This window comes from Pradoshia eiseniae (assembly GCF_002946355.1).
Taxonomy (GTDB): Bacteria; Bacillota; Bacilli; order Bacillales; family Pradoshiaceae; genus Pradoshia; species Pradoshia eiseniae.
The window spans coordinates 220,832-243,532 of record NZ_PKOZ01000004.1 but is presented as its reverse complement, the minus strand read 5'-3'; the positions used below and the strand labels follow the sequence as shown (position 1 = coordinate 243,532).

General features: G+C 40.6%; 25 protein-coding genes and 1 riboswitch. Of the genes, 17 read left to right on the top strand and 8 right to left on the bottom strand.

Going from position 1 to position 22,701, the window contains the following annotated elements:
• Positions 1-119 precede the first annotated feature (119 nt).
• The 4 genes from modA to CYL18_RS09785 all read left to right on the top strand — a co-directional run bounded on the left by modA (position 120) and on the right by CYL18_RS09785 (position 4,117).
• Positions 120-899, top strand: a complete 780-nt coding sequence (gene modA, locus CYL18_RS09800) for a molybdate ABC transporter substrate-binding protein (RefSeq protein ID WP_104849319.1) — start codon at positions 120-122, stop codon at positions 897-899.
• Positions 900-902: 3 nt separating this feature from the next.
• Complete coding sequence (gene modB / locus CYL18_RS09795) at positions 903-1,577, top strand: molybdate ABC transporter permease subunit (RefSeq protein WP_104849318.1); 675 nt, start codon at positions 903-905, stop codon at positions 1,575-1,577.
• A 98-nt stretch (positions 1,578-1,675) separates the two neighbouring features.
• Entirely contained in the window at positions 1,676-2,899 is a 1,224-nt protein-coding gene (locus tag CYL18_RS09790) for an aminopeptidase (protein ID WP_104849317.1), read from the top strand.
• Positions 2,900-3,013: 114 nt separating this feature from the next.
• Positions 3,014-4,117 (top strand): AI-2E family transporter, encoded by a 1,104-nt coding sequence (locus CYL18_RS09785; protein ID WP_104849316.1) that lies wholly within the window; start codon positions 3,014-3,016, stop codon positions 4,115-4,117.
• A 69-nt stretch (positions 4,118-4,186) separates the two neighbouring features.
• Here CYL18_RS09785 and CYL18_RS09780 read toward each other — a convergent pair whose 3' ends face one another.
• On the bottom strand, positions 4,187-5,572 hold the full coding sequence (locus tag CYL18_RS09780; RefSeq protein ID WP_104849315.1) for a hemolysin family protein: 1,386 nt from the start codon (positions 5,570-5,572) through the stop codon (positions 4,187-4,189).
• Between the two features lie 500 nt (positions 5,573-6,072).
• Between CYL18_RS09780 and CYL18_RS19710 the strand changes: the two genes are divergently transcribed.
• From CYL18_RS19710 to thiT, 3 genes are all read left to right on the top strand, one after another.
• The gene (locus CYL18_RS19710) at positions 6,073-6,234 is read left to right on the top strand and encodes an Lmo0850 family protein (protein WP_407984524.1); all 162 of its coding nucleotides are present in this window, start codon (positions 6,073-6,075) and stop codon (positions 6,232-6,234) included.
• Positions 6,235-6,527: 293 nt separating this feature from the next.
• Complete coding sequence (locus CYL18_RS09775; protein ID WP_104849314.1) at positions 6,528-7,784, top strand: dicarboxylate/amino acid:cation symporter; 1,257 nt, start codon at positions 6,528-6,530, stop codon at positions 7,782-7,784.
• A gap of 58 nt (positions 7,785-7,842) precedes the next feature.
• Positions 7,843-7,945, top strand: a riboswitch (TPP riboswitch).
• Positions 7,946-8,054: 109 nt separating this feature from the next.
• A complete protein-coding gene (gene thiT / locus CYL18_RS09770) occupies positions 8,055-8,639 on the top strand; it encodes an energy-coupled thiamine transporter ThiT (RefSeq protein ID WP_330847579.1) in 585 nt (194 codons plus the stop codon).
• Between the two features lie 71 nt (positions 8,640-8,710).
• Here thiT and CYL18_RS09765 read toward each other — a convergent pair whose 3' ends face one another.
• Positions 8,711-9,328 (bottom strand): nitroreductase family protein, encoded by a 618-nt coding sequence (locus CYL18_RS09765; RefSeq protein WP_104849313.1) that lies wholly within the window; start codon positions 9,326-9,328, stop codon positions 8,711-8,713.
• 130 nt (positions 9,329-9,458) lie between these two features.
• Between CYL18_RS09765 and CYL18_RS09760 the strand changes: the two genes are divergently transcribed.
• Together CYL18_RS09760 and CYL18_RS09755 are read left to right on the top strand one after the other, a co-directional pair.
• The gene (locus CYL18_RS09760; RefSeq protein WP_236636354.1) at positions 9,459-9,803 is read left to right on the top strand and encodes a winged helix-turn-helix transcriptional regulator; all 345 of its coding nucleotides are present in this window, start codon (positions 9,459-9,461) and stop codon (positions 9,801-9,803) included.
• Between the two features lie 398 nt (positions 9,804-10,201).
• Positions 10,202-10,660 (top strand): helix-turn-helix transcriptional regulator, encoded by a 459-nt coding sequence (locus tag CYL18_RS09755; protein WP_104849311.1) that lies wholly within the window; start codon positions 10,202-10,204, stop codon positions 10,658-10,660.
• Positions 10,661-10,776: 116 nt separating this feature from the next.
• On the opposite strand, the gene CYL18_RS09750 is transcribed toward CYL18_RS09755, so the two are convergent.
• Positions 10,777-11,277 carry a universal stress protein gene (locus CYL18_RS09750; protein ID WP_104849310.1) on the bottom strand — a complete coding sequence of 167 codons (501 nt, stop codon included), beginning with the start codon at positions 11,275-11,277 and terminating at the stop codon, positions 10,777-10,779.
• A gap of 211 nt (positions 11,278-11,488) precedes the next feature.
• Between CYL18_RS09750 and CYL18_RS19265 the strand changes: the two genes are divergently transcribed.
• From CYL18_RS19265 to CYL18_RS09735, 3 genes are all read left to right on the top strand, one after another.
• Positions 11,489-11,665, top strand: coding sequence for a hypothetical protein (locus tag CYL18_RS19265; protein WP_161497118.1), 177 nt, complete (start codon positions 11,489-11,491; stop codon positions 11,663-11,665).
• Between the two features lie 128 nt (positions 11,666-11,793).
• On the top strand, positions 11,794-13,812 hold the full coding sequence (locus tag CYL18_RS09740; RefSeq protein WP_104849308.1) for a transglycosylase domain-containing protein: 2,019 nt from the start codon (positions 11,794-11,796) through the stop codon (positions 13,810-13,812).
• Positions 13,813-14,023: 211 nt separating this feature from the next.
• A complete protein-coding gene (locus CYL18_RS09735) occupies positions 14,024-14,392 on the top strand; it encodes a nuclear transport factor 2 family protein (RefSeq protein ID WP_104849307.1) in 369 nt (122 codons plus the stop codon).
• 65 nt (positions 14,393-14,457) lie between these two features.
• Here CYL18_RS09735 and CYL18_RS09730 read toward each other — a convergent pair whose 3' ends face one another.
• The gene (locus CYL18_RS09730; protein ID WP_146102841.1) at positions 14,458-14,772 is read right to left on the bottom strand and encodes an HPr family phosphocarrier protein; all 315 of its coding nucleotides are present in this window, start codon (positions 14,770-14,772) and stop codon (positions 14,458-14,460) included.
• 273 nt (positions 14,773-15,045) lie between these two features.
• On the opposite strand from CYL18_RS09730, the gene fumC reads away from it, so the two are divergent.
• A complete protein-coding gene (gene fumC, locus CYL18_RS09725; protein ID WP_104849305.1) occupies positions 15,046-16,434 on the top strand; it encodes a class II fumarate hydratase in 1,389 nt (462 codons plus the stop codon).
• Positions 16,435-16,503: 69 nt separating this feature from the next.
• Here fumC and CYL18_RS09720 read toward each other — a convergent pair whose 3' ends face one another.
• Positions 16,504-16,713 (bottom strand): alpha/beta-type small acid-soluble spore protein, encoded by a 210-nt coding sequence (locus tag CYL18_RS09720; protein WP_049671927.1) that lies wholly within the window; start codon positions 16,711-16,713, stop codon positions 16,504-16,506.
• 254 nt (positions 16,714-16,967) lie between these two features.
• Here CYL18_RS09720 and CYL18_RS09715 point away from each other — a divergent pair, with 254 nt between their 5' ends.
• Positions 16,968-17,210: a hypothetical protein gene (locus CYL18_RS09715; RefSeq protein ID WP_104849304.1), complete on the top strand. Its 243-nt coding sequence runs from the start codon at positions 16,968-16,970 to the stop codon at positions 17,208-17,210.
• Positions 17,211-17,256: 46 nt separating this feature from the next.
• On the opposite strand, the gene CYL18_RS09710 is transcribed toward CYL18_RS09715, so the two are convergent.
• From CYL18_RS09710 to CYL18_RS09700, 3 genes are all read right to left on the bottom strand, one after another.
• Complete coding sequence (locus tag CYL18_RS09710) at positions 17,257-18,360, bottom strand: ABC transporter ATP-binding protein (protein ID WP_104849303.1); 1,104 nt, start codon at positions 18,358-18,360, stop codon at positions 17,257-17,259.
• A gap of 124 nt (positions 18,361-18,484) precedes the next feature.
• Positions 18,485-19,390 carry a PucR family transcriptional regulator gene (locus CYL18_RS09705; protein ID WP_104849302.1) on the bottom strand — a complete coding sequence of 302 codons (906 nt, stop codon included), beginning with the start codon at positions 19,388-19,390 and terminating at the stop codon, positions 18,485-18,487.
• 32 nt (positions 19,391-19,422) lie between these two features.
• Entirely contained in the window at positions 19,423-19,638 is a 216-nt protein-coding gene (locus CYL18_RS09700) for a YheE family protein (RefSeq protein WP_104849301.1), read from the bottom strand.
• Between the two features lie 299 nt (positions 19,639-19,937).
• Here CYL18_RS09700 and CYL18_RS09695 point away from each other — a divergent pair, with 299 nt between their 5' ends.
• From CYL18_RS09695 to CYL18_RS09685, 3 genes are all read left to right on the top strand, one after another.
• Complete coding sequence (locus CYL18_RS09695) at positions 19,938-21,074, top strand: DUF445 domain-containing protein (protein WP_104849300.1); 1,137 nt, start codon at positions 19,938-19,940, stop codon at positions 21,072-21,074.
• Between the two features lie 95 nt (positions 21,075-21,169).
• Positions 21,170-21,520 (top strand): YlbF family regulator, encoded by a 351-nt coding sequence (locus CYL18_RS09690; protein ID WP_104849299.1) that lies wholly within the window; start codon positions 21,170-21,172, stop codon positions 21,518-21,520.
• A 129-nt stretch (positions 21,521-21,649) separates the two neighbouring features.
• On the top strand, positions 21,650-22,522 hold the full coding sequence (locus CYL18_RS09685; RefSeq protein WP_161497116.1) for an HAD hydrolase family protein: 873 nt from the start codon (positions 21,650-21,652) through the stop codon (positions 22,520-22,522).
• Positions 22,523-22,701: the final 179 nt, after the last annotated feature.

Sequence of the window (22,701 nt, the reverse complement as noted above, 5' to 3'; positions counted from 1 at the left end):
GTGAAGCCAATCTGTCCCAAGGGGGTGCAGGTTGGCTTTTGCAATTAGTTCAAGTGGTTTATTCTCTTTAAGTAATGATATAGTAGAAAATATAGGCGATGGGGAAGAAGGGAAAAGGGATGATAAAGGGAAGAAGTGGTCTGTATATATTGGTATTTCTCTTCCTCCTACTCCTTGCAGGCTGTCAGTCAAGTAAAGGGGAGACAGAGAAGGAGAAGAGCGAACTTGTCATAAGTGCAGCGGCAAGCCTTCAAAAAGCTCTCACTGAAATAGAGGCAGATTATGAAGAGGAGAATGAGGATATTTCCCTCATATTCAATTACGGAGGCTCCGGATCATTGCAGCATCAAATACAAAACGGTGCTCCAGTTGATTTGTTTATCTCTGCAGCCATTGAACCTTTCGAAAACCTTCTAGATGATGGGTTGATTGAAGAGAAGGCATACAGTAATCTCCTCGGCAATGAATTAGTGCTTATTGCAGGGGGAAAAACGGATTTAGAGGGAGTGGAGAATCTGGATTCTGTATCTAAGATTGCCATAGGCTCACCTGATTCCGTACCAGCAGGGAAATATGCCAAACGGTCTCTAGAGGCACTGGGCTTGTGGGCAATGATAGAAGATAAGCTCATCTTCACAAAAGATGTAACCCAAGTTCTTACATATGTTGAAACTGGAAATGTTGAGGCAGGCCTTGTCTATTCGACCGACGCCAAGAGCTCTAGTAAGGTAAAGGTTATAGACACCCTTCCAAATGATACACATGAAGAGATTATTTATCCTGCGGGAGTTATTTCCTCGAGCAAGGAGAAGGAAAAAGCCAAAAAGTTTTATGCCTATCTGCAATCAGATAGGTCACTTGAAATATTTAAAAAGTATGGTTTTAAGGGAATGAAGTAAGAGATGCAAATAGAATTTTGGGCACCTATCAAACTCTCTATTGAAATTGCAGCCTTTTCCGGAATGTTGGCTGTCATTCTTGGAATCCTTGCTGCAAGAATGATGCTAAGGCACGCTGATATGAAGGGGAGAATGCTGATAGAAACGTTTTTCCTACTGCCAATTATTTTGCCTCCAACGGTTATCGGTTTTTTGCTTGTTATTCTATTTGGTCAAAATAGCCCTGTAGGTCAGCTGATTTTTACGTTGTTCGACCAATCTCTTATCTTCACCTGGGCTGCAGCGGCGATTGCTTCAATGGTCGTTGCCTTCCCATTGATGTACCAAAGCGCGAAAGCAGGATTTGGTTCCGTAAATCCTGAGATAGAGGATGCGGCGAGGATAGATGGAGGGACAGAATGGAAGATTTTCTGGAAGATTAGCATTCCGCTTGCTGGAAGATCTCTGTTAGCTGGAGCTATCCTGACATTTGCGCGCGCTCTAGGGGAATTTGGAGCTACTCTTATGTTTGCAGGCAATATTCCAGGAAAAACTCAAACAATGCCGGTTGCTATTTATATGGCATTTGAATCAGGGAAAACAGAGCTGGCGTGGACTTGGGTTGGGATAATGATCCTTATGTCTATTGGCATGCTTGGAATTATCCAGCTGCTGCAAAATAAACATTCCGGTGATTAACTGTGGTGAATGTTTAGAATGTTTAAATAGTTGTGATGCCTAAGTAGGCTGACTAATGGTAGAATAGGTATTGATAAAATAGTAAGGGAGCTGGAAAGATGAATTTAGATCAAAGATTAGATAAATATGCTGAATTAGCTGTAAAGGTCGGTGTCAATATTCAGAAAGACCAAATATTATATATATCATCTTCCATAGAGGTAGCTTCATTTACCCGCAAGCTTGTCCGGAAAGCCTATGAAGCAGGAGCACGTCATGTATATGTGGACTGGAGCGATGAAGAGGTGACGAGAGCTAAGTTTGAACTTGCTCCTGAAGATGCATTCCTTGAAGTGCCGGAATGGCTCGTCGCACATAGAGAATACATAATCGAAAAAGGCGGCGCAATCATTTCTGTTGTATCCCAAAGTCCGGATGCCTTAAAGGGTATAGACACGAAGCGGATTGCCAATTATCAAAAGGCGACTGGTACAGCGCTTAGTAAGTTCCGCCAAGCAATGCAAGCTGACAAATTCAGCTGGAGCGTGATCGCTGCTGCTGGTCAAAAATGGGCAGATAAAGTGTTCCCGGATGCAGACAACAGCTTGGATATGCTATGGGATGCCATTCTAAAAGCAGTTCGAGTGGATTCAGACGATCCTGTACAAACATGGAAAGAGCATGACTATAACTTACGTACAAAGGCAGATTACTTAAATGAGAAGAAATATAAAGCCCTGCATTATCGCGCACCGGGAACAGATTTAACGATCCAGCTGTCTGATAAGCATGAATGGTGCGGAGCAGGAAGCATCAATGCTAATGGTCATTCCTTCATGGCGAATATGCCGACCGAAGAAGTATTCACGGTTCCGCTGAAAGAAGGAGTTAATGGTACAGTTTCAAGCACGAAGCCGCTCAGCTATGGCGGCAATGTCATTGACAATTTCTCCTTGACCTTTGAAAACGGCAAGGCGGTAAGTGCGAAAGCAGAAGTAGGAGAAGAGGTTCTTCTTGGCCTTCTAGATACAGATGAAGGAGCAAGATACCTAGGAGAAGTGGCTCTTGTACCGCATCGTTCCCCTATCTCTGACACGAATGTGCTGTTTTATAATACTTTGTTTGACGAGAACGCTTCTAATCATTTAGCCATTGGTTCAGGCTATGCTTTCTGCTTAAAAGGCGGGAAGGAAATGTCACAGCAAGAGCTTATTGAAAATGGAGTTAATGAAAGCATTACCCATGTTGATTTCATGATTGGCTCTGCCGAAATGGATATTGATGGCGAACTTGCTGACGGAACACTTGAACCAATCTTCCGCGGCGGAAACTGGGCATTCTAATCATTCAGGCCATGGGTCTTACAGCCCGTGGCCATTTTATTAAATAAGTAGTAGTGTATATTTTGGTATTTAAGCTATAATAGATGGAAGAATGCTAAGGAGTGGAAGAGATCGTTGAAATCTAAATTACAGTTCTGGACTTTGGAAATATTGCTGCTGTTGATCATTATTTACATAGGCACAAAAATTTCCTTCGTATTCCATCCTATTGGGGTTTTTATCTCAACATTGTTTTTCCCGATATTAATTTCGGGCTTCTTGTTTTACTTGCTAAATCCAATGCTGAAGCTGCTTATGAAATGGAAGGTTCCAAAAATAGTGGGAATCATCATTCTCTATTTAGCGCTTATTGGACTAATCACGATTGGAATCACAAAAGTTGTGCCAGTTGTAACCGACCAAGTCACGGATATTGCAAAACAAACACCGGAGACGATCGACCATGTTGTCGCATTTATAGAGGATGCATCGAAATCAAATTGGTTCAATTATGTTGTTGAACAGGATTTCATTAAATTTGAGGAAATAAAGGATCGATTGCTTGAGTTTACAACAAATATTACAAGCAATATCACATCCGGTATATCAGCGGTGGTTTCATTCATCACCAGTTTGACCTTAATCATTATTACGGTTCCGTTTATCCTCTTCTATATGTTGAAGGATGGCAATAAATTGCCTGGAGCTATAATGAAGTTTCTTCCTTCTTCATTCAGGAAGGAGGGGCTCGTTGTCATTCAAGAGACTTCTCAAACATTAGCAAATTACATACAAGGACAAATGATTGTATGTATTTTCGTTGGAACTGCTTGCTTTATCGGTTTCTTGCTGATCGATTTGCCGTATGCCTTAACACTGGGACTCGTAATTGCGGTCACGAATATCATTCCGTATGTCGGTCCGTTCATCGGTGCGGCTCCGGCGGTGCTTGTCGGCTTATTCCAATCACCTCTGGCAGCCATTCTGGTTATCTTAATCATTGTTATTGTTCAGCAGCTTGATGGAAATCTTATTTCACCATTGATTATCGGAAAGTCCTTAAATATTCATCCATTGACCATTATCCTCATTTTGCTTGTTGCCGGCTCATTAGCGGGTATTCTAGGGATGATCCTTGCAGTCCCTACGTATGCGGTTGTCAAGACAATCACGAAGAATATTGTCCGGCTCGTTAAGCTCTATCGGGCAAGGAATGCGGTCATTACGGATGATGTTTGATTGTGACATGTCTCATAAAGGATAAGGAACAAATCAAAAAACACACGTGTTAACACGTGTGTTTTTTGATTATTCGGCGGTACTGCTTGATAGCGGTTGAGTGAACAGCTTGTTTTCTCCTTCTGATGGCTCGCTCGATGCAGGAAGCGGTTGAACCTTCATTGGCTTTTTTCGGATTTCAAGATAACGGATATGATGTTCCTCCATATCGATAATGGTTACCTCGTAATCGTCAATCTCAAGCATATCGCCAAGCTTTGCTTCGTATTTCTCTGTCAGAACCCAGCCGCCTATTGTGTCTATATCAGAATCATCAAGACTAGTGCCAAGCAAGTCATTAATCTCGCTGAGTAATACCTTAGAGTCAACAATGTAAGATCCGTCAGAGTTTTTGCGTACTTCAGGAATCTCATCATTATCAAATTCATCTCGAATCTCGCCAACAATTTCTTCGACGATATCTTCGATGGTGACCAATCCGGATGTCCCACCATATTCATCCATCAAAACAGCCATATGAATCCGTTCTGATTGCATTCTCACAAGCAAATCATGGATTGGAATGGTATCGATGACATGGATAATCGGCCTTATATAATCTTGTATAGTTGAATTTGAAATACTGTCATCGACGACAACATCGGTTAGTACCTCTTTAACGTTTACCAATCCGATGATATGGTCCTTGTCACCGTCAATGACCGGATAACGAGTGAATTTCTCCTCATGGTACAATTGAATGAACGCTTGAATGGTATCCTCTTTAGATAAGGAAACCATTTCGGTACGAGGAGCCATGATTTCTTTTGCAACCCGGTTATCAAATTCAAATATATTATTTACATATTTAAACTCAGATTGGTTAATTTCGCCGCTCTTATAACTTTCTGAAAGTATAATCTGCAATTCCTCTTCCGTGTGGGCAATCTCATGCTCTGAAGCTGGCTGAAGTCCAAGCATACGGACAATCAAACGGGCAGAGCCATTAAGCAGCCAAATGAATGGATACATAATTTTGTAGAATGCCATAAGAGGTCTTGAGAATAGAAGAGAGATTGCTTCCGCTTTTTGAATAGCAATCGTCTTTGGAGCCAATTCACCGATCACCACGTGAATAAAAGTAATCAGCAGAAAAGCAATAATGACGACGAGTGGCGTTGTAACAGATTCAGGCAATGAAAGCAGTGCGAATAATGGAGCGAGAAGAGATTCAAAGGTTTCCTCCCCAATCCATCCCAAAGCAAGAGCCGTAATGGTAATACCTAGCTGACAGGCAGATAAATACTCATCCAGATTGGTGATAATGCTTTTAGCAACTATTGCTCTTCGGTTGCCTTCTTCCATCAACTGATCAATTCGAGAAGAGCGAATCTTAACAATCGCAAACTCTGAAGCAACAAAAAATGCGGTTAGCGCAATCAAAATGGCTATAAAAACCAAATTCCATATGTCCAATAAATTTCCTTCAACCGTGATAAGACGGCGAAGGAGTCACCTCCTGTGATAATAAGCTGTTAACAGCTGTATGGTTAATCGTTAACGGATAAAAAGTGCTGGTAGGTTTACTGGCCATCAACTTCCCATGCAAATCCCCCCTTTTTATTAATAAAGAGAAGTAAGTGGAAAATAGTTATTAATTTTTATTATATTAAATTTCTTGATGAATAGCATTTGTTTTAGGCACATTTTTAAAAACAAATCAAATTTAATAAAATTAAGAAAATATTCCCTTTATTTTTCTGCAGAGTTTAGTACAATTTAAATATTGTGAGTTCATTAGTACTGTACCTAAAGAGTGCAGCATTTGAATATATAAGAATGATTGCGACAGAGTTTAACTATAAGAATAAACCCTGACCAAAAGTCAAGCTTATTGCTCAAATGATGTTTTGTTAGAAGGTTTTTGGGTAAATTGGTACTGGTCAGTAAAAAATCAGAAGGTGGAGAATGTGAGAATGGATATCGTATCTAAGTTTAAGATACAGGGTGTTAAAATTGAGAAAACAAAATCCCGGAATGAAATTTTCTCTAGCGTAGTTTGTTCAGAGCTAACGTTTAACGAATTATTGCAGAATTCCTATTCCCTGAAGAAGCAAGTCGAGGTCAAGAGCCATTAAAGCATAATACATACAAAAGTATGTTTAATCATAAGTCATTTACTCTACAAGGCGCTGTTAGGCGTCTTTTTTGCTGTGGTTGGAACTAGTCATTTTTTTAACATAGATAAGACATATTTAGATTTATATGGAATTCTGTGCAAGCACTGTAATTATTACCATTGTTGTTTCGCTAAATTTTGTCTAATATTATGTTAGTAAAGTTTTAAGAACCCTCTACAGTGGAGAAGTTTTTATAGCTTGCAATATTTGAAGACAAATAACCTGTTGGTTAGATTAAGAGGAGGTCATCTATGAAGCTAACAATAAAAATCATCACAGGATTAATTACGGGTATTTTGGTTGGTTTAGGTCTCAATCAATTTTCACCTGAACTATTTAAAATCTTTGATTCATATCTTTTTGAACCAGTTGGTTCCTTATTCATCAATGCTATCACGATGTTAGTGGTACCAATTGTCCTCATTTCCATCACTTTAGGAACAGCTGGTCTTGGCGATCCAAAAAAGCTAGGCCGTATTGGCGGAAAGACAATGCTATATTTCCTTTTCACAACTGCTTTTGCCATCACCATCGGTATTGGACTTGCCTTGTTAATCAAGCCGGGTGCCGGCTCTCAAGTAAATATCTCTGCTGCTGAATACACTGCTAGTCAAGCTCCCTCAGTAATAGATACTCTCATAAATATCATTCCGAAAAACCCTATTCAAGCCATGGCAGAAGGAAATATGCTTCAAGTAATTGTTATGTCTATTTTCTTTGGGCTTGGAATTTCTGCGCTTGGTTCAAAAACGAAGGGCATTATTGATTTATTGGAACAAGGACAAGAATTAATGGTTTACCTTGTCAACATGATCATGAAGGCGGCTCCTTATGCTACGTTTGCTCTTGTAGCAACAGCAGTCGGTAGCCAAGGGATTGCTGCGATTAAGAGCATGGGCCTTTACATGATTGTGGTTGTGTTAGCTCTCTTTATTCATACAGTTGTTGTATATGGCGGAGCGATTTCCCTGCTTGGACGAAGCAATCCACTAGATTTCTTTAAGAAGTTTTTCCCGGCAATTGCTGTGGGATTCAGTACGTCTTCAAGCAGTGCAGCTCTTCCAGTAGCAATGGAAACAGCTCAAAAAGCGCTTAACGTGCCAAAGAACATCAGCAGCTTTGTGCAGCCTCTTGGAGCAACGATTAATATGGACGGAACAGGAATTCTTCAAGGGGTTGCGGTTGTCTTTATTGCACAAACGTACGGCGTTGATTTGACGGTTCCTCAATTGTTGACAGTTATCCTGACAGCGGTTCTGGCCAGTGTTGGGACAGCGGGTGTACCAGGAGCCGGGTTGATTCTACTTGCTATGGTACTTGAACAGGTGGGCTTGCCGGTCGAGGGAATTGGCCTTATTCTTGGAATTGACCGCTTATTGGATATGACGCGTACGGCCGTAAATATTACAGGTGATGCTTCCTGTGCTGTCATTATTGCTCAATCTGAGAAGAAATATGAAGCAAATGAAGATGAAGCACCAGAGATGACGGAAGAGATGACTGCGTAAGGAAATCTCCTTGCTATTGGCAATTCCTTCTAGTATCATATAAGAAAATGAATATAATTTATTCCACAAGGGGAGCCCATGAGGCTGAGAGTGAATGTTCGAATTCTGACCCTCCGAACCTGTTAGATAATTCTAGCGTAGGAATGTGGCGGATATATGCTATTTGTAAGAGAGCAATGTGTGCCATTTTTGACATACATTGCTCTTTTGCATTTTATAAGCCCGTTTTCTCGAAAGATTCAGGTACTCCTCCAAAAAGAAAGGGGAACAATGATGAGAAATAACCGTTTGTTGTATTTGGTTGAGGTGGCTATTTTTGCGGCTATGGCATTTATTTTTGATTTGCTTGGAAACATCATGTCTTTTAGTTTATGGGCACAAGGAGGAAGCGTATCAATTGCCATGGTACCAGTCTTTTTGATGGCCTTGCGGTGGGGTGTAAAAGGCGGTGTTGTAACCGGGCTGTTATTGGGTCTATTGCAAATCGTATCAGGAACGGCCTATATTCTGACACCAGTTCAAGGAATTCTAGATTATATCGTGGCTTTTTCAGCGGTAGGTTTATCGGGGCTCCTTTTCAGTCTGGTCCAACCAAACGGAAACAATAGAAGAACCAATATTCTTTATGTAATAGGCGGGATTCTTGTAGGAAGCTCATTGCGTTTTCTTGCCCACTTTATCGCGGGAGTCGTCTTCTTTGGAGCGGGGGCTGCGGACGGGCAGTCTGTTATCATCTTCTCCCTCCTGTATAATCTGTCTTATTTGCTTCCGAGCGTAATTGTATCAGGCGGGGTTATTATGCTGCTCTTCTCTTCAGCACCAAGATTACTCTTGAAGAAGGCAGCTCATTATTGATTTGTTTAATACGGAGACAAGAAAGACCGCGATAAAGGTTATTGGCTAACCTTTATTGCGGTCTTTTCTATTTAATCAAAGTAGGTTGTTAAAGATTCGATTGGCAGGCGTGAAGTATTGAATGCAGGTGCTAGAGCCTTACCGATAGCAATTAAAGTAATTGGGAAGAGATTGTCTGGCAGGTCAAAGCGTTTGGCGAATGCATCTTTGTCGAAGCCGCCCATCGTGATTGTATCGTAGCCGCGATCTTTGGCGAGCAGCATGAATTGCATGGCAATTGCGCCGGCATCATAAGCGGCAATTTCCTTTAATCCTTCCTTCGGCATTGTTGGATATGCATTCAATGTTTGTTTGATTGTCCGATCAGCGATAGATTGGTCCATATAGCCTTTTTCAACATTAAGGGAATAGATTTTTTCTACGTTTTTGTAAGCTTCGCTATCACCTATAACGGCAACGATTGCCGACGACTCTTCGATTTGCGCCTGGTTGAAGCCAAGTGTCCGGATCTCTTTTTGAAGCTCTTTGTTTTGGATAACGATAAAACGCCATGGCTGCAGGTTGCTTGATGATGGTGCATTGGCTGCAATGCTTAATAATTCAAGAATTTCACGCTTGTCAATTTGAAATTGGGGATCATAGCTTCGAACGGACTTACGCTGTTTGATAATTTGTTCTAATTGTGACATGGTTATTCTCCTTGTAAACTTACTTAAAGTTAGTTTTTATATATTGGTTAACTTACCATTAGTAAGTTAACATGTCAATGCATAAGATTCATGTTATGATAATAAGAGCATAAAGATGGAGGCGATTTCTATGCCAGAAGCCACAGATCATGGTCCAAAGCTACATATATGCAGTGATTTTCACAAGACAATAGAATTTATCGGCCGAAAATGGATGGGGATTATCATATACTCATTGCTGGATGGACCGAAAAGATATCATGAATTAATTGGACGGATTGAAGGAATCTCTGACAGGGTCCTGACAGAAAGATTGAATGAATTAGTGAAGGAGGAATTAGTGAAAAAGAGTTATTTAGATGGTTCTTTAAAGAAAGTCCAATATGAATTGACACCTAGTGGAGAAGCATTGAAGGATGTTATGTTATCTATACGAAAATGGGTTGAATATAAAAATGAGCTGGAAAAGAAGTAAAAGTAAGACTATCAGGCCGGAGAATCCTCTTAAATTTGGAATAGAGGTTCTCCGGCTTTTTATTATGTTTTCTACCTTATTTGGGTGTAAATTTCCTGGAGGAAATTATATGTGATACGCCAACTCTTCTTGATTAAGGGTTGTTTTAATTAAGGATGATGGTGAAAAGCCTGTCAAAAACTCATAAAAAAGAAGTGAATTGACGATAAAACAACTAACTATTCAGTAACAATAGGTTTCATTTTATCACTCAAGGGAATAAAAAAATCAGTAAATATATACAAATTACCAACAATTTTCCATTTATTTCAATTATAATATTTATAACGGGTCAATAATTGATAAAATATTCCATAACTATAACATGTTTTCATACACTAATTGAGAAGAGGGATGGCATGACAAAGGATGAAATAATTCGTTTAATATCAGAGCGCATGAGACTTATCCGGGTTGAGGTTGATTATACACAAGATAAGATGGCGGAAATCATCGGCATTTCAAAGAAAACACTAGTGCAAATTGAAAAGGAGAGAAATGAGGCCAGCTGGACAACTGTTGTGGCTGTCGTCTCACTCTTTCGAGAGACATTGACGGTCCAAACATTATTTGGGGGCGACCCGCTTGAAGTAATAGAAACGGTATCGCGTGAGAGCATTGATTATCGGAAGGAAAAAATGCTCGGAGGGAAGATGTGGTGGAAGGACCTTTCCTCGGAGAAAGGTTATACACTTCAGCAAAACATGATCAGCCAGCATTATCGTATTTTAGATGATGATCAATATCGTATCTTCAGTTCCTTGGAGAGAGAGGTTTCGGAACAGAAGTATAAAGAACTGGTGAATCGCGTTGGGTAATGTTATTTAAGTGTTTGTCAAAGCGGACAACTAGAAATCCCGGCTTTTTAGCCGAGGATTTTTTGTCTTCTTATAATTAAAAACCTACCTGCTCGCAGCGGGTAGGTTAATCTGTCTTATTTAGCCACCATTACTGGGCAGCTTGCATTTTTGATAATTTTTTGTGAAAGGCTTCCGAGAAATAATCTTTTTAATGTTGAACTGCTGCTATTACCGACAATAATAAGATCTGCTCCTTCTTTCTCGGCGTATTGCAGTATGGCATCATCTCTATCCCCTTCCAATACAATAAAATGAGGGCTGATAAGGCTATTATCAGTGATGCCCTTTACATATTTTTCAATCTCTGCTAACCGTGAATCTGCCGTATATGGCTCATAGACATCTTGGTCAGGTAATGCCATCGACTGGCCTTGTGATTGGTCTACGTATAACGGTACTTTTCCATCGAACGGATTGGCCCCTGCTGGATAGTTCTGCGTATCATCTGATTGGTCATATACATGGACGATGGATAGTAATGAATCCTCTTTATTCTTGCATAAATCCATACCCAATGATAAGCCTTTCTTGCTTGAATCAGATCCATCAAATGCAACGACAATATGATTAAACATAGCTACACATCCCTTCTATTACTCCTGTACTTTATCATTTATCCAAAATATTTATTTCAGAAACATTTTATAAGAGACATTTTCTGACGTATTGGATATTCTTTTTCAGGTAAAAACAATTATTTCGTATTTTTATGATTAAACATGACAAAAGGCTAATGACAATGTTGAATAAGAAGGCTTATAATGTAAAAAAGAGGTGATGGGGCTATTGGATAAAAAAACAACGCCAGCAGACGTGCATCCAATTATACGGAGATGCTTGACCCATCTAGATATACTCGGAGCAGATGATAAGCTAAAGCAAATTGTTTATATGTATATGGAGACCCTCTGTCAGGAAGCAGATTCGACGGATAATGCCATAGTAGACAGAAGGCATAAATAGAGAATAATGGACATGATAATAAAGAATAGTTAAAACAACTGGATACCAGTTGTTTTTATTTTTGTGTATAATTTGTGGAACTTGGGTAGATAAAAAGAAAATTTACACCCTGATCGCAAGGAGGAACTATGTCTCGAATGAAACAAATACTGAACAAGCTGGGGAATTTCCTTGACCATTCTAAGGTGTTCCATATCCTCTTGCTCAGCATATCTATATTGACACTAATAGGGTTGATGTACCTTACGTATTTATTAAACGAAGAAGTTGATTTATCCAACTTAGATACAGAGCTTATGAAACCCACAATTATTTATGATAAGGATAATGAAGAAGCAAGTAAAATCACCGCCAACAAAATGGAGGGCGTGTCGATAAATGAAGTGCCTGAACATGTTATTGATGCAGTTCTCTCCATAGAGGATCATCGTTTTTATGAGCATCATGGAATTGATATGAAGGGTATCATACGGGCAGCCTTTGAAAATTTATTCGCTGGCGGCATTGTCCAAGGCGGAAGCACCATTACCCAGCAGCTGGCCAAAAATACAATTCTTACACCAGAGAAGACATATGAAAGAAAAATAAAGGAAGTCGTTATTGCCGGTCAAATAGAACAGCAGTATTCGAAGGATGAGATTCTCGAAATGTATTTGAACCAGATTTATTTCGGCCATGGAGCATGGGGAATACAGAATGCAAGCCGGGTTTATTTTGGCAAGAATGTGGAGGACGTTACACTGGCAGAAGCGGCTATGCTCGCTGGATTAATCCATTCGCCGTCTGCCTTAGACCCATATAAGAATTTTGAATCAGCCAAGAAAAGGCAAGGAGTAGTTCTGGCTCAAATGAAGGCTTTTGATGAGATAAACGAGACCGAATATGATAAGGCCCTTGTCGAAGACATTCAACTGAAAGAGCTGAGTGATCCGCTTAAAGGAAAGTATCCATATTATGTGGACCAGGTTATCTATGAAGCTGTTCGTAAATACGGGCTAGAGCAGGATGATCTTCTGACAGGCGGATACAAAATATACACAGAATTAGATCAAAATATGCAGGAGGTCGTAGAGAAAGTTTATGCAGAGGATGGTAATTTCACGGTAGGTTCCAACCCGAATGAACAGCCGGAGAGTGCTGCTGTGCTGCTGGATCCTAATGATGGAGGAGTCAGGGCATTAGTCGGCGGGCGTTCGGACCATGTATTCCTCGGCTATAACCGCGCAACCCAGCTGAAAGCACAGCCTGGCTCAACGATGAAGCCGCTTGCTGTATATACACCGGCGCTTGAGGAGGGCTACGGGATAAAGGATTTGCTGCTTGATGAGAAAACCGAATTTGCCGGAGGGTATTCCCCGAAAAATAACAATAACCAATACGATGGTGAAGTCCCGATGTTTGAGGCTGTTTATAAGTCGAAGAATATTCCGGCTGTATGGCTCCTGAATGAAATTGGAATCCAAACAGGAATGGATGCGGTCGAACGTTTTGGCATCAAACTTGATAAGGGAAACAGGCAGCTCGGTCTGGCACTTGGCGGAGGCAGTATTGCCGTATCCCCGCTCAAAATGGCTCAAGCCTACTCAGCGCTTGCGAATGAGGGTGTCATGCATGAGGGCCATTTGATTAAGAGAATAGTCAATAAGAGCGGAGAAACAGTCGCTTCCTTTGAAGGGAAAGAGAAGAAGGTGACAACCAAGCAAGTGGCCAAAGATATGACGACGATGCTAAAGGGTGTTGTCGACCATGAGTCGGGGACTGGCCGTTATGCAAAGGTTGATGGATGGGATATAGCCGGCAAGACCGGGTCAACCCAGGTGGATGGAGTCACAGCAGCAAACGCTATAAAAGACCAATGGTTTGTCGGCTATTCTCCTAATCTTGTCGGTGCTGTATGGTCAGGCTATGACAAGACGACCTCTCAGCAATATTTAGTCCGTGACAGCACGAAAGGGTCAGCAATTATCTTCCAAAAAATCATGAGTGGTGCGCTGCCGAATGTTGAAAATGAAAAATTCGACGTTCCTTCTGTTTATGAGCTTGAAAAAGAGGTCGAGAAAAAGACCTTAAGGGAGCTGTGGGAAGAGCAGAAGAAGAAAATCAATGACAGCTTTAATGAATGGATAGACAGATGGAGAGGAAATTGATGATTGCAAGGCAGTTTATATAGGTATAGCACAGAGAGAGCTATTGATTTTAATAGCTCTCTTTGTGCTAAATGGGAGTTTTACCTTTTTGTTATTAGCCAGATAAGTGGTTGCAGGAATTCAGTGAGGATATTTGGATGACAGGGAGGAATTCAATCCTTTTTGAAGAAAAGAATTTAAGATAATAGATAGTATTAAGGAGTGGAGCTAAGTGGAGAAAAATCTCATAGAGCATATAAGATCTTTAGAGGAACGTCATTTGAAACCGGCAATAAGGAGCTCAAAGGAAGAAATGGATAAGATCCTTGCTGATGAGTTTACTGAAATCGGAAGCTCAGGAAGAATGTTTGATAAAGAAGACTGTATGAATCGTGATCTTTCACAAGATGATTTGTCCATGCATCAGTTTACTATGCAAGAAGTGGCGGCGGATATCGTTTTAACTACCTATTATCTAATAAACAAGACACTTGGGCGCCATACACTTAGAAGCTCTCTATGGAAACGAATTGATGGACGCTGGCAGCTGTACTTTCATCAAGGTACTGTAACCAAGCAAGAAATAATCAACGGAAAATAAATTAGCACAAGAAAACGAACGGAATAGTGTTCCATGCGTTTTCTTGTGCTAATCGCTATAATTGCTTAAATAAGGGATTCCTTAGAATTAGAAAATGTAACATAATCCGTATTGCCTGAAATACATACTTCCCTGATTTGGTTAATGGCAGATTGAACATTTGGCCCATTGACATGAATGCTTACATTTGAGCCTTTTCGGATTGTAAGGAAGAATGCAGTCAGAGCGGGAATATTGGTCATATTAATTTCTTGTCGTCCGCGGACAATCTTAATGGAGCCGCTATATGATTTTGCATAATCAGAAATGCACATCAATTGTTTTAATGTAATTGTATCATTAATGGGAAGTATCGAAGAAACGCTTTCTATCTTTTTCATTTCTTTCACCATTCCTTTGTATTTTTTATATTTAATCATATGTACCCGGAAATAGTTCAGGAAAAACTGGATTGGGTGGAATGAAATAGTTTTGTAATAAAGCAATATATATGTAAAATTTCTCTTTTTGAATTGAAACTATCAAAAAGGAAAAAACTTCTCTATGATATAATTTGTATTTTTTGAATTTTAAGCGCTATCATTTGACCGTTTGCTTCCAGACAGAGTATGTTTTTACTAGAAAGACTTTTTAGGGTGATAGGAGGATTTTACGTGGAATATCGGATTGAGAAAGACACCATGGGGGAAGTGAAAGTTCCTGCTGAAAGTTTATGGGGTGCACAAACGGAGAGAAGCCGCAATAATTTCAAAATTGGTGAAGAAATTATGCCGCTTGAGATTGTTCGCTCCTTTGCGCAATTAAAAAAGGCAGCTGCCCACACGAATTATGAATTGGGCAATCTAACAGACAATAAGAAGAACGCAATCTCAAAAGTATGTGACGAAATTATAGCTGGTCAATTAGACGAGCATTTTCCTTTGAAGGTTTGGCAAACTGGAAGCGGAACGCAAAGCAATATGAATGTAAATGAAGTCGTGGCATTCAAAGGCAATCAATGGCTTCGTGAACAAGGGATTGAAGAGGTCCTTCATCCAAATGATGATGTGAATATGTCTCAAAGCTCGAATGATACATATCCAACAGCCCTGCATGTGGCGACTTATTCCATCATCCAAGAGAGGGTCCTTCCTGAGGTTGCTGAATTCAAGAAAGTGCTTCTTGAGAAGGAAGAAGAATTTAAGGATATCGTAAAGATTGGGAGAACCCATCTTCAAGATGCGACACCATTGACACTAGGCCAAGAAATCAGTGGCTGGAGATATATGATTGAACGTTCGGAGCAAATGATTGAGGAAAGTGCCAATAAATTGCTTTCCTTAGCTATTGGCGGTACGGCAGTCGGTACCGGCATTAATGCCCATATTGAATTTGGAGAGAGGACGGCGGCCCATCTAGCAGAACAAACTGGCTACGATTTCACGTCATCTCCGAATAAATTCCATGCTTTAACAAGTCATGATGAAATCGTCTATGTTCATGGTGCCATCAAAGCCCTTGCGATGGATGCGATGAAGATTGCCAATGACATACGCTGGTTGGCGAGCGGCCCACGAAGCGGTATCGGTGAACTAACCATTCCAGCGAATGAACCAGGAAGCTCTATCATGCCTGGTAAAGTGAATCCGACACAAAGTGAAGCTTTAACCATGGTGGCTGTTCAAGTGTTTGGCAATGATGCAGCGATTGGATTTGCTGCAAGCCAAGGAAATTTCGAATTGAACGTATTTAAGCCTGTCATTGCCTATAATTTCTTGCAATCGGCAAGATTAATGGCTGATGCACTTGAATCTTTCCGTGTGAATTGTCTAGTTGGCCTAGAGGCTAATGTGGAGAGCATCGCCAAGAATGTAGAATCCTCACTGATGCTCGTTACGGCGTTAAACCCGCATATCGGCTATGAAAAAGCAGCCGCAATTGCGAAGCTTGCCTTTAATGACAATAGCACATTGAAGGAAGCGGCTATAAAGCTAGGACATTTAACAGAAGAAGAGTTCGACCAATGGGTCAACCCAAGTGATATGGTCAAGCAGAAAGGGTAACAAACATTCAGAACCCCCATCCGAATCATTCGGATGGGGGTTTTTTAGCCAGTATATTCAGTTAGATGATTATTTTTGACCGCTAATTTGCTGTTCACCCATGCGGACAAGGCGTTTTGTGATTTCTCCGCCGACTGAACCATTTGCACGAGAAGTTGTCTCTGCTCCTAGGTTCACTCCGAATTCACTGGAGATTTCATATTTCATTTGGTCAATTGCTTGAGCTGCTCCTGGTGTAAGCAATTGATTAGAGGAATTGCCTGAACTATTTTGTGCCATGATAGATATCCTCCTTAAAATTTGGTTTGGCTGGGTCAGCCGGAATCGAACCGGCTTGTCACAGAAGAGAACGGTGTTTTCTCCTGTATGCCCCTTGTATGGCTTGACCCAAAGTGAATGTTTGATTGTAATGATAGTATAGTTTCGACAGTCCTTTTTCATACAGAATTTAAAAAGAGAAATTATGGGATAGGTGGAATTGAGGAGATTTGGACATTCTAACAGGAGATTAATCGATAAAGGAGCGGTTTAGGATGGAATGTCCTTTATGCAATGGACTTTGTGTCATGGAGGAGACGTGTACATCATGCGGAACTGATCTTTCTGATATGGGAAGAGTGATGGATTATGATGATGATTACAGCGCTTACCTAAATATTGCCACGCAAAAGCAGAATGATGGGGATGTTCATTCAACTAAGGAAAACCTATGCTATCATCTTTTCTTTTGCAAGGGATGTGGAAAAGATCTAACCGCAGCAATAGTGGAGATTTAGGTACCATAAAAAAGCCGAATGGCGATGACCATTCGGCTCTTCACTATTAAGGACGAATCCTTGCTTCTGTTTCTTTATCGAAGAAATGGGCTTTATTTAAATCCAACCCTAATTGTAGTGTGTCCATCGGTTTGATATCAGAACGTGAATCAATCCGAGCTACAATGGATTGCCCTTCTATAGAAGTATAGAGCATTGTTTCTGCTCCCATTAATTCAGCCACTTCAATTTGGCATTTAACGCTCGTTTCAGGAGAGGCATTGATAAAGACGGGCTCATCATGGATATCTTCAGGACGGATGCCTAAAATGATGTCTTTATTGATATAGCCTTGGGCACGAAGGTAGCTTAGCTTTCCTTCAGGAACGGCGATACGTGTATCGCCTGTTACGAAATATCCGTCTTCTTTAATGGTTCCGTTCAGGAAGTTCATCGCAGGAGATCCGATGAATCCTCCGACGAAGACATTTTCAGGGTTTTCATATACATCTTTTGGCGCACCGACCTGCTGGATGAAGCCGTCTTTCATGACAACAAGGCGGGTGGCCATTGTCATGGCTTCTGTTTGGTCATGCGTTACATAGATAGTCGTTGTATTCAGGCGTTGGTGAAGCTTTGAAATTTCAGCACGCATTTGAACGCGTAGTTTGGCATCAAGGTTAGACAAAGGTTCATCCATGAGGAAAACCTTCGCATCACGGACAATGGCACGGCCAAGAGCCACACGCTGGCGCTGACCGCCTGATAAAGCCTTTGGCTTTCTGTTCAAATATTCTTCCAATCCAAGAATGCGGGCTGCGTCTTTCACGCGACGGTCAATTTCAGCTTTATCAAATTTACGAAGCTTTAATCCGAATGCCATATTATCATAAACGGACATATGCGGATATAGAGCGTAGTTTTGGAACACCATAGCGATGTCACGATCTTTAGGCGGAACATCGTTCACGCGTTTATCATCGATATAAAAATCGCCTTTGGAGATTTCCTCCAGTCCGGCAATCATACGAAGAGTTGTGGATTTACCGCAGCCGGAAGGCCCAACAAATACGATGAATTCCTTATCCTGTATGTGCAAATCAAAATCCGTTACAGCTGTTACTTTATTATCGTAAACCTTGTAAATATGCTCGAGTCTTAATTCTGCCATGCTAATAGCCTCCTTGACCGTATCTAAAATATGTAACCCTTTTCAGATACTATATTACTAATACATAGGGTAAAAATATATGGTCATGGTGCACAAAGAAATATCCAAGTTTTGGGCTATTTGCTTACTTCTCTTCCAATCCTTCCAGGAGGCGGATGGCTAGATAGGCGCTTAAGCTATCTTCAAATTGTCTCATATCCAGTCCGGTAATCTCGAGGAATTTGTCCAGACGGTAATTTAGGCTGTTGCGGTGCAGGTATAGTTTTTTTGCTGCTACTGTGGCATTTGCATTTGACTCAATATAAACCTTGATTGTCTCAACCAAATCCATTTCATTAACGATGGAGCCGAGCATATTTCGTGCCATTGACTGACAAAGCTGCTGGTTTTGTCCGGTGAGAATCAAATCAATAAAGGCTTGGGAAAAGCTTGTTACCCGCAATTTGGGATTCGCAATTGACAGGACATTGAAGCAGGTTTCTTCTGCCTGGAAATTCTGAACGATTCTTTCATCAACAGGATAGTACTTCCCGATAAAAAGGCGCAGATGGGCATATAAATCGCTTTCAAGAGTATCGATAATCGCACCAAAATCTTTGTTAGTCATCATGCTTACTGTCGACTGTTCTATGACCACGCCGCTGGAGCGATCTTTCCAGCAAAGAACAGCATCAGGAAAAAGTGTATGGATAGCCGCACTGAAATCAACTCGGCTGGTATCATTGCTAGCTAAATAAAAGTGGATAAATCGGTAGGAACCTGAACCTGCTTCCTCTAATCTATTTAGGTTTCCCCTATATACGAGATCATGCCAGATGTTTTGTACAGCTGTCATGTTTAATTGGTCAGTATTCAAGGTAAACGGTTCTAAGAAGAATTCAAGGACCGCTTTTTGGTCAGCATTTATGGATTCTTTCGGGATGCCGATATATCCGTGCTGTTTGTTCAAATACCAATGGTAGGAGGAGTCCTTCAAAGGGTAGGAAACCTGAATTAAATCTGGAAATAGCTCTTGTAAATCATTGTTCATGTCGACTAGCCTCCATAATGCGGTAATACATGCTATTGATTGTCATATACATGGTAAAGCATCAATTCATGAAGTCTTGATTCCAGCTCTTTAAGGGAGCTTTCGGACGGCAAGTTGTTTGTCCATTCAATGGAGCCATCCTTATGGTAGACACCAGTATAGCGTTTTCCTTCATAATAGAAAGAGAAAGACCAGCCTGGTATTTTCTCTGTTTGATAGAGTGATTGGAAAGTAAAATGACTAATCATAGTATAGTGCTCCTCATCTTTTCTTTAATGAATTGTTTAATCAATGAAATAGCTTATTTAATGGATATTCATATTCTTTTTTCTATTTTATGTGGGAAATGATTCTATTAGATGGTTTGATTATTGAGAATATAAATAGGTAAAAATTATCTGATTTTATTATAAAACAATTTCTTCCGATTAGGCTTCTATCAGGGTTTATAAATAAATGAAAAAGAGTGCCGTTTATATTGCAATTAATAGCTATTACCGTCTAAACTATTCTTTATTAGCTTTTAAAAGAAGAAGGAGCAAAAAATATGAACTACTTTGTGACAATCGCGACAGTGGTCATCGTTGGGGCAGTCATAGGCGGAATTACCAATGCTCTTGCTATAAAGATGCTGTTTCATCCATATGAGCCTAAATATCTTTTTGGGAGACGCTTGCCCTTTACCCCGGGTTTAATACCGAAAAGGCGTGATGAGCTTGCTGTCCAAATGGGAAGACTGGTTGTCCAGCATTTAATCACACCTGAAAGCATCAAACAGAAATTACTCACATCTTCCGTCAAAGTAGAGGCGAAAAGAATGGCTGAGTTGATGCTGGATCGGACCATTTTTTCGGAAATGACGATAGAGGATGCCTTTCGAAAAATGGGAATAGATGATATGCCTGACAGGCTTGTCCACCGAATCGCTGATAAATCGTCTAATTGGGTGGAAGGCTGGTATCAATCCAACCAAGAGAAACCGATTATCTCTTTCCTGCCTGAAAGTTTAGGAGAAAAGGTAGAAGAAAAGTTGCCGGATGTTTCCCAATATATTTTGGATAAAGGGATTGCCTTCTTTGTAAGTACAGAAGGAAAAGCGAGACTTCAGAAAATGGCTGATGACTTTATGATGGAAAGAGGCAAGCTCGGCGGTTTTATGCAAATGCTTCTAGGTAATGTCAATCTTGGGGAGAAGCTTCAGCCTGAAATCATTAAATTTCTTGCCAATCCAGGAACAAAGGATACACTTACACAGATACTCGTCAACGAATGGAATAAACTAAAGAACATGACCGTGTCGGAGGCAGAACAGTATTATTCCCTTGCTGAACAAAAGAATCTTATTCATAAGGGAATTTTCTATGCTTATGAGCAGCTCGACTTATCCGCTATGCCATTGTCCAAATTGACAGGTGAGTGGAGCGAGATAATCAAGGGGCGCGTATTGCCCGAATTGATTGAAACGGTATCAGAACGAATTATTAATCAGGTGCCGGTCATTATGGAAAAGTTCAGGCTTGAAGAGATTGTTCGTGATCAGGTTGCCTCCTTCCCGGTAACTCGCTTAGAGGAGATGGTCTTATCCATTACGAAAAGCGAGCTAAAGATGATCACCTATCTTGGTGCCTTGCTTGGTGGGCTCATTGGCTTATTTCAAGGAATCTTTATGATAATCATGAATTAAACGAACGCTTTCGAATAAACATGGGGTGTATTGATTCTTCAGTTAATGGTATAGTTATGGAGACTAATTAGCGTTTAGCAAACAGGAGGTTTCCCATGTCAGTAAATTTATATGATCTTGCATACACAGTTGAGAATGGAATTCGCCAAAGTGCAGAATATGCCGAGTTAAAGAAACAGTATGAAGCAGTCATGGCAGATGAAAGTGCCAGAACGATGTTCCATAATTTCCGTGATATCCAGCTTAAGCTTCAAGAAAAGCAAATGACTGGCCAAGAAATTACGGAAGAGGAAGTGCAGCAAGCGCAGAAAACCGTTGCTCTTGTCCAACAACATGAGATGATTTCGAACCTAATGGAGGCTGAGCAGCGCATGAGCGTCGTGCTTGGCGATTTGAATCGTATCATCACCAAACCGCTAGAGGATCTTTACGGAACTCAAGGTTAATAAAAAAAAGCTGATCTGACGATTGTATCAGATCAGCTTTTTTTATGGGTCTCCTGTATATCGTGTTCTAATTTCCTTGCCTGATTCATAGAGAATTATATGGGCATCATGAAAGGTGGCAAAGACATCATGGTATACAAACTGTTAATGATAAATATGGATGGTGCGCTTTTATCTTCAAAAGGGAAACTGAACCCAGTCACGAAAGAGTCACTCGAATATGTAGCCAATAAAGGTGTCGAAGTGGCACTTATTACATCGAATAATTATGACCATGCCTTTAGAACGGGAAAGGCGCTAAAATGCAACCCTCATATCATAGCGCATCAAGGCGGCTTTATCTTGGAGGATTTGCAGAGACCGATATATGTAAAACGGATTCCAGAAGAGACAACAATTGATATCGTCCGCTTTCTGGAGAATATCTCAAGCCATATCCGTCTCATTCATGAGGATGTCACGATTGGAAACAGGGAGGACCTGCCAAGTTCTTTGTTTGCGAGAATCAAATGGACTCCTGGCGATTCAGGCATCTATGCTCAGCAGTTTGTTGATTCTCTATATGATTACTTATTGAAAACACCTCTATCTCCATTACAGATTGATGTATATATTCAACATGAGAAAGAACGGAAGGATACACGAGCGGGATTGATGGCGATGTTTGAAAATGTTGAAATTCAGGAGAGTTTTCCCGGGAAATTAACACTTATCCCGAAATCTGTCGCCAAGACGACTGCGGCCAGATACTTAGCCAAAAGCAGGGGCATCGCCCTTGATGAGATGGTCATCATTGGGTGTGATCCGGATGAGGAGGAGCTTGTCCGTCATGCCGGTCTAGGTGTAGCAGTTTCCAATGCGGCTGATGAGGTAAAGCGGCGAGCAAAATGGCTAACTCGCACCAATGATGAGTTAGGTGTAGCCTATTTGATCAAAGAGGTATTCAGAAGACAGCATCCAATCGGATTCTTAAAGAAAATGAATATAAAGGTCGATAGATAACAATTGATTGCCCATGAAACCAGGCGGAAGTAACCGCTTGGTTTTTCTGAATGAACTGAACAGGGTCATGATTTTGCCCATGTATGGGAAATCTAACAAGCAAAAACTCATCTTTGGCAATTGACCAGCCCATACAGGCTTAGTAAACTGAAAAGGATTGAATCATGGAAAAAGGGGAT

Excerpts from the sequence above, each read along its gene's own strand:
- CYL18_RS09705 (WP_104849302.1), bottom strand. The coding sequence starts at position 19,390 with ATGAACAATGATTTACAAGAGCTATTTCCAGATTTAATTCAGGTTTCC.
- CYL18_RS09695 (WP_104849300.1), top strand. The coding sequence starts at position 19,938 with ATGAACTACTTTGTGACAATCGCGACAGTGGTCATCGTTGGGGCAGTC.
- CYL18_RS09690 (WP_104849299.1), top strand. The coding sequence starts at position 21,170 with ATGTCAGTAAATTTATATGATCTTGCATACACAGTTGAGAATGGAATT.
- CYL18_RS09685 (WP_161497116.1), top strand. The coding sequence starts at position 21,650 with ATGGTATACAAACTGTTAATGATAAATATGGATGGTGCGCTTTTATCT.
- CYL18_RS09730 (WP_146102841.1), bottom strand. The coding sequence starts at position 14,772 with ATGAAAAAGATAGAAAGCGTTTCTTCGATACTTCCCATTAATGATACA.
- thiT (WP_330847579.1), top strand. The coding sequence starts at position 8,055 with ATGATGAGAAATAACCGTTTGTTGTATTTGGTTGAGGTGGCTATTTTT.
- CYL18_RS09790 (WP_104849317.1), top strand. The coding sequence starts at position 1,676 with ATGAATTTAGATCAAAGATTAGATAAATATGCTGAATTAGCTGTAAAG.
- CYL18_RS09775 (WP_104849314.1), top strand. The coding sequence starts at position 6,528 with ATGAAGCTAACAATAAAAATCATCACAGGATTAATTACGGGTATTTTG.
- CYL18_RS09750 (WP_104849310.1), bottom strand. The coding sequence starts at position 11,277 with ATGTTTAATCATATTGTCGTTGCATTTGATGGATCTGATTCAAGCAAG.
- CYL18_RS09765 (WP_104849313.1), bottom strand. The coding sequence starts at position 9,328 with ATGTCACAATTAGAACAAATTATCAAACAGCGTAAGTCCGTTCGAAGC.
- CYL18_RS09760 (WP_236636354.1), top strand. The coding sequence starts at position 9,459 with ATGCCAGAAGCCACAGATCATGGTCCAAAGCTACATATATGCAGTGAT.
- modA (WP_104849319.1), top strand. The coding sequence starts at position 120 with ATGATAAAGGGAAGAAGTGGTCTGTATATATTGGTATTTCTCTTCCTC.
- CYL18_RS09740 (WP_104849308.1), top strand. The coding sequence starts at position 11,794 with ATGTCTCGAATGAAACAAATACTGAACAAGCTGGGGAATTTCCTTGAC.
- CYL18_RS09700 (WP_104849301.1), bottom strand. The coding sequence starts at position 19,638 with ATGATTAGTCATTTTACTTTCCAATCACTCTATCAAACAGAGAAAATA.
- CYL18_RS09755 (WP_104849311.1), top strand. The coding sequence starts at position 10,202 with ATGACAAAGGATGAAATAATTCGTTTAATATCAGAGCGCATGAGACTT.
- CYL18_RS09710 (WP_104849303.1), bottom strand. The coding sequence starts at position 18,360 with ATGGCAGAATTAAGACTCGAGCATATTTACAAGGTTTACGATAATAAA.
- CYL18_RS09715 (WP_104849304.1), top strand. The coding sequence starts at position 16,968 with ATGGAATGTCCTTTATGCAATGGACTTTGTGTCATGGAGGAGACGTGT.
- CYL18_RS09720 (WP_049671927.1), bottom strand. The coding sequence starts at position 16,713 with ATGGCACAAAATAGTTCAGGCAATTCCTCTAATCAATTGCTTACACCA.
- modB (WP_104849318.1), top strand. The coding sequence starts at position 903 with ATGCAAATAGAATTTTGGGCACCTATCAAACTCTCTATTGAAATTGCA.
- CYL18_RS19710 (WP_407984524.1), top strand. The coding sequence starts at position 6,073 with ATGGATATCGTATCTAAGTTTAAGATACAGGGTGTTAAAATTGAGAAA.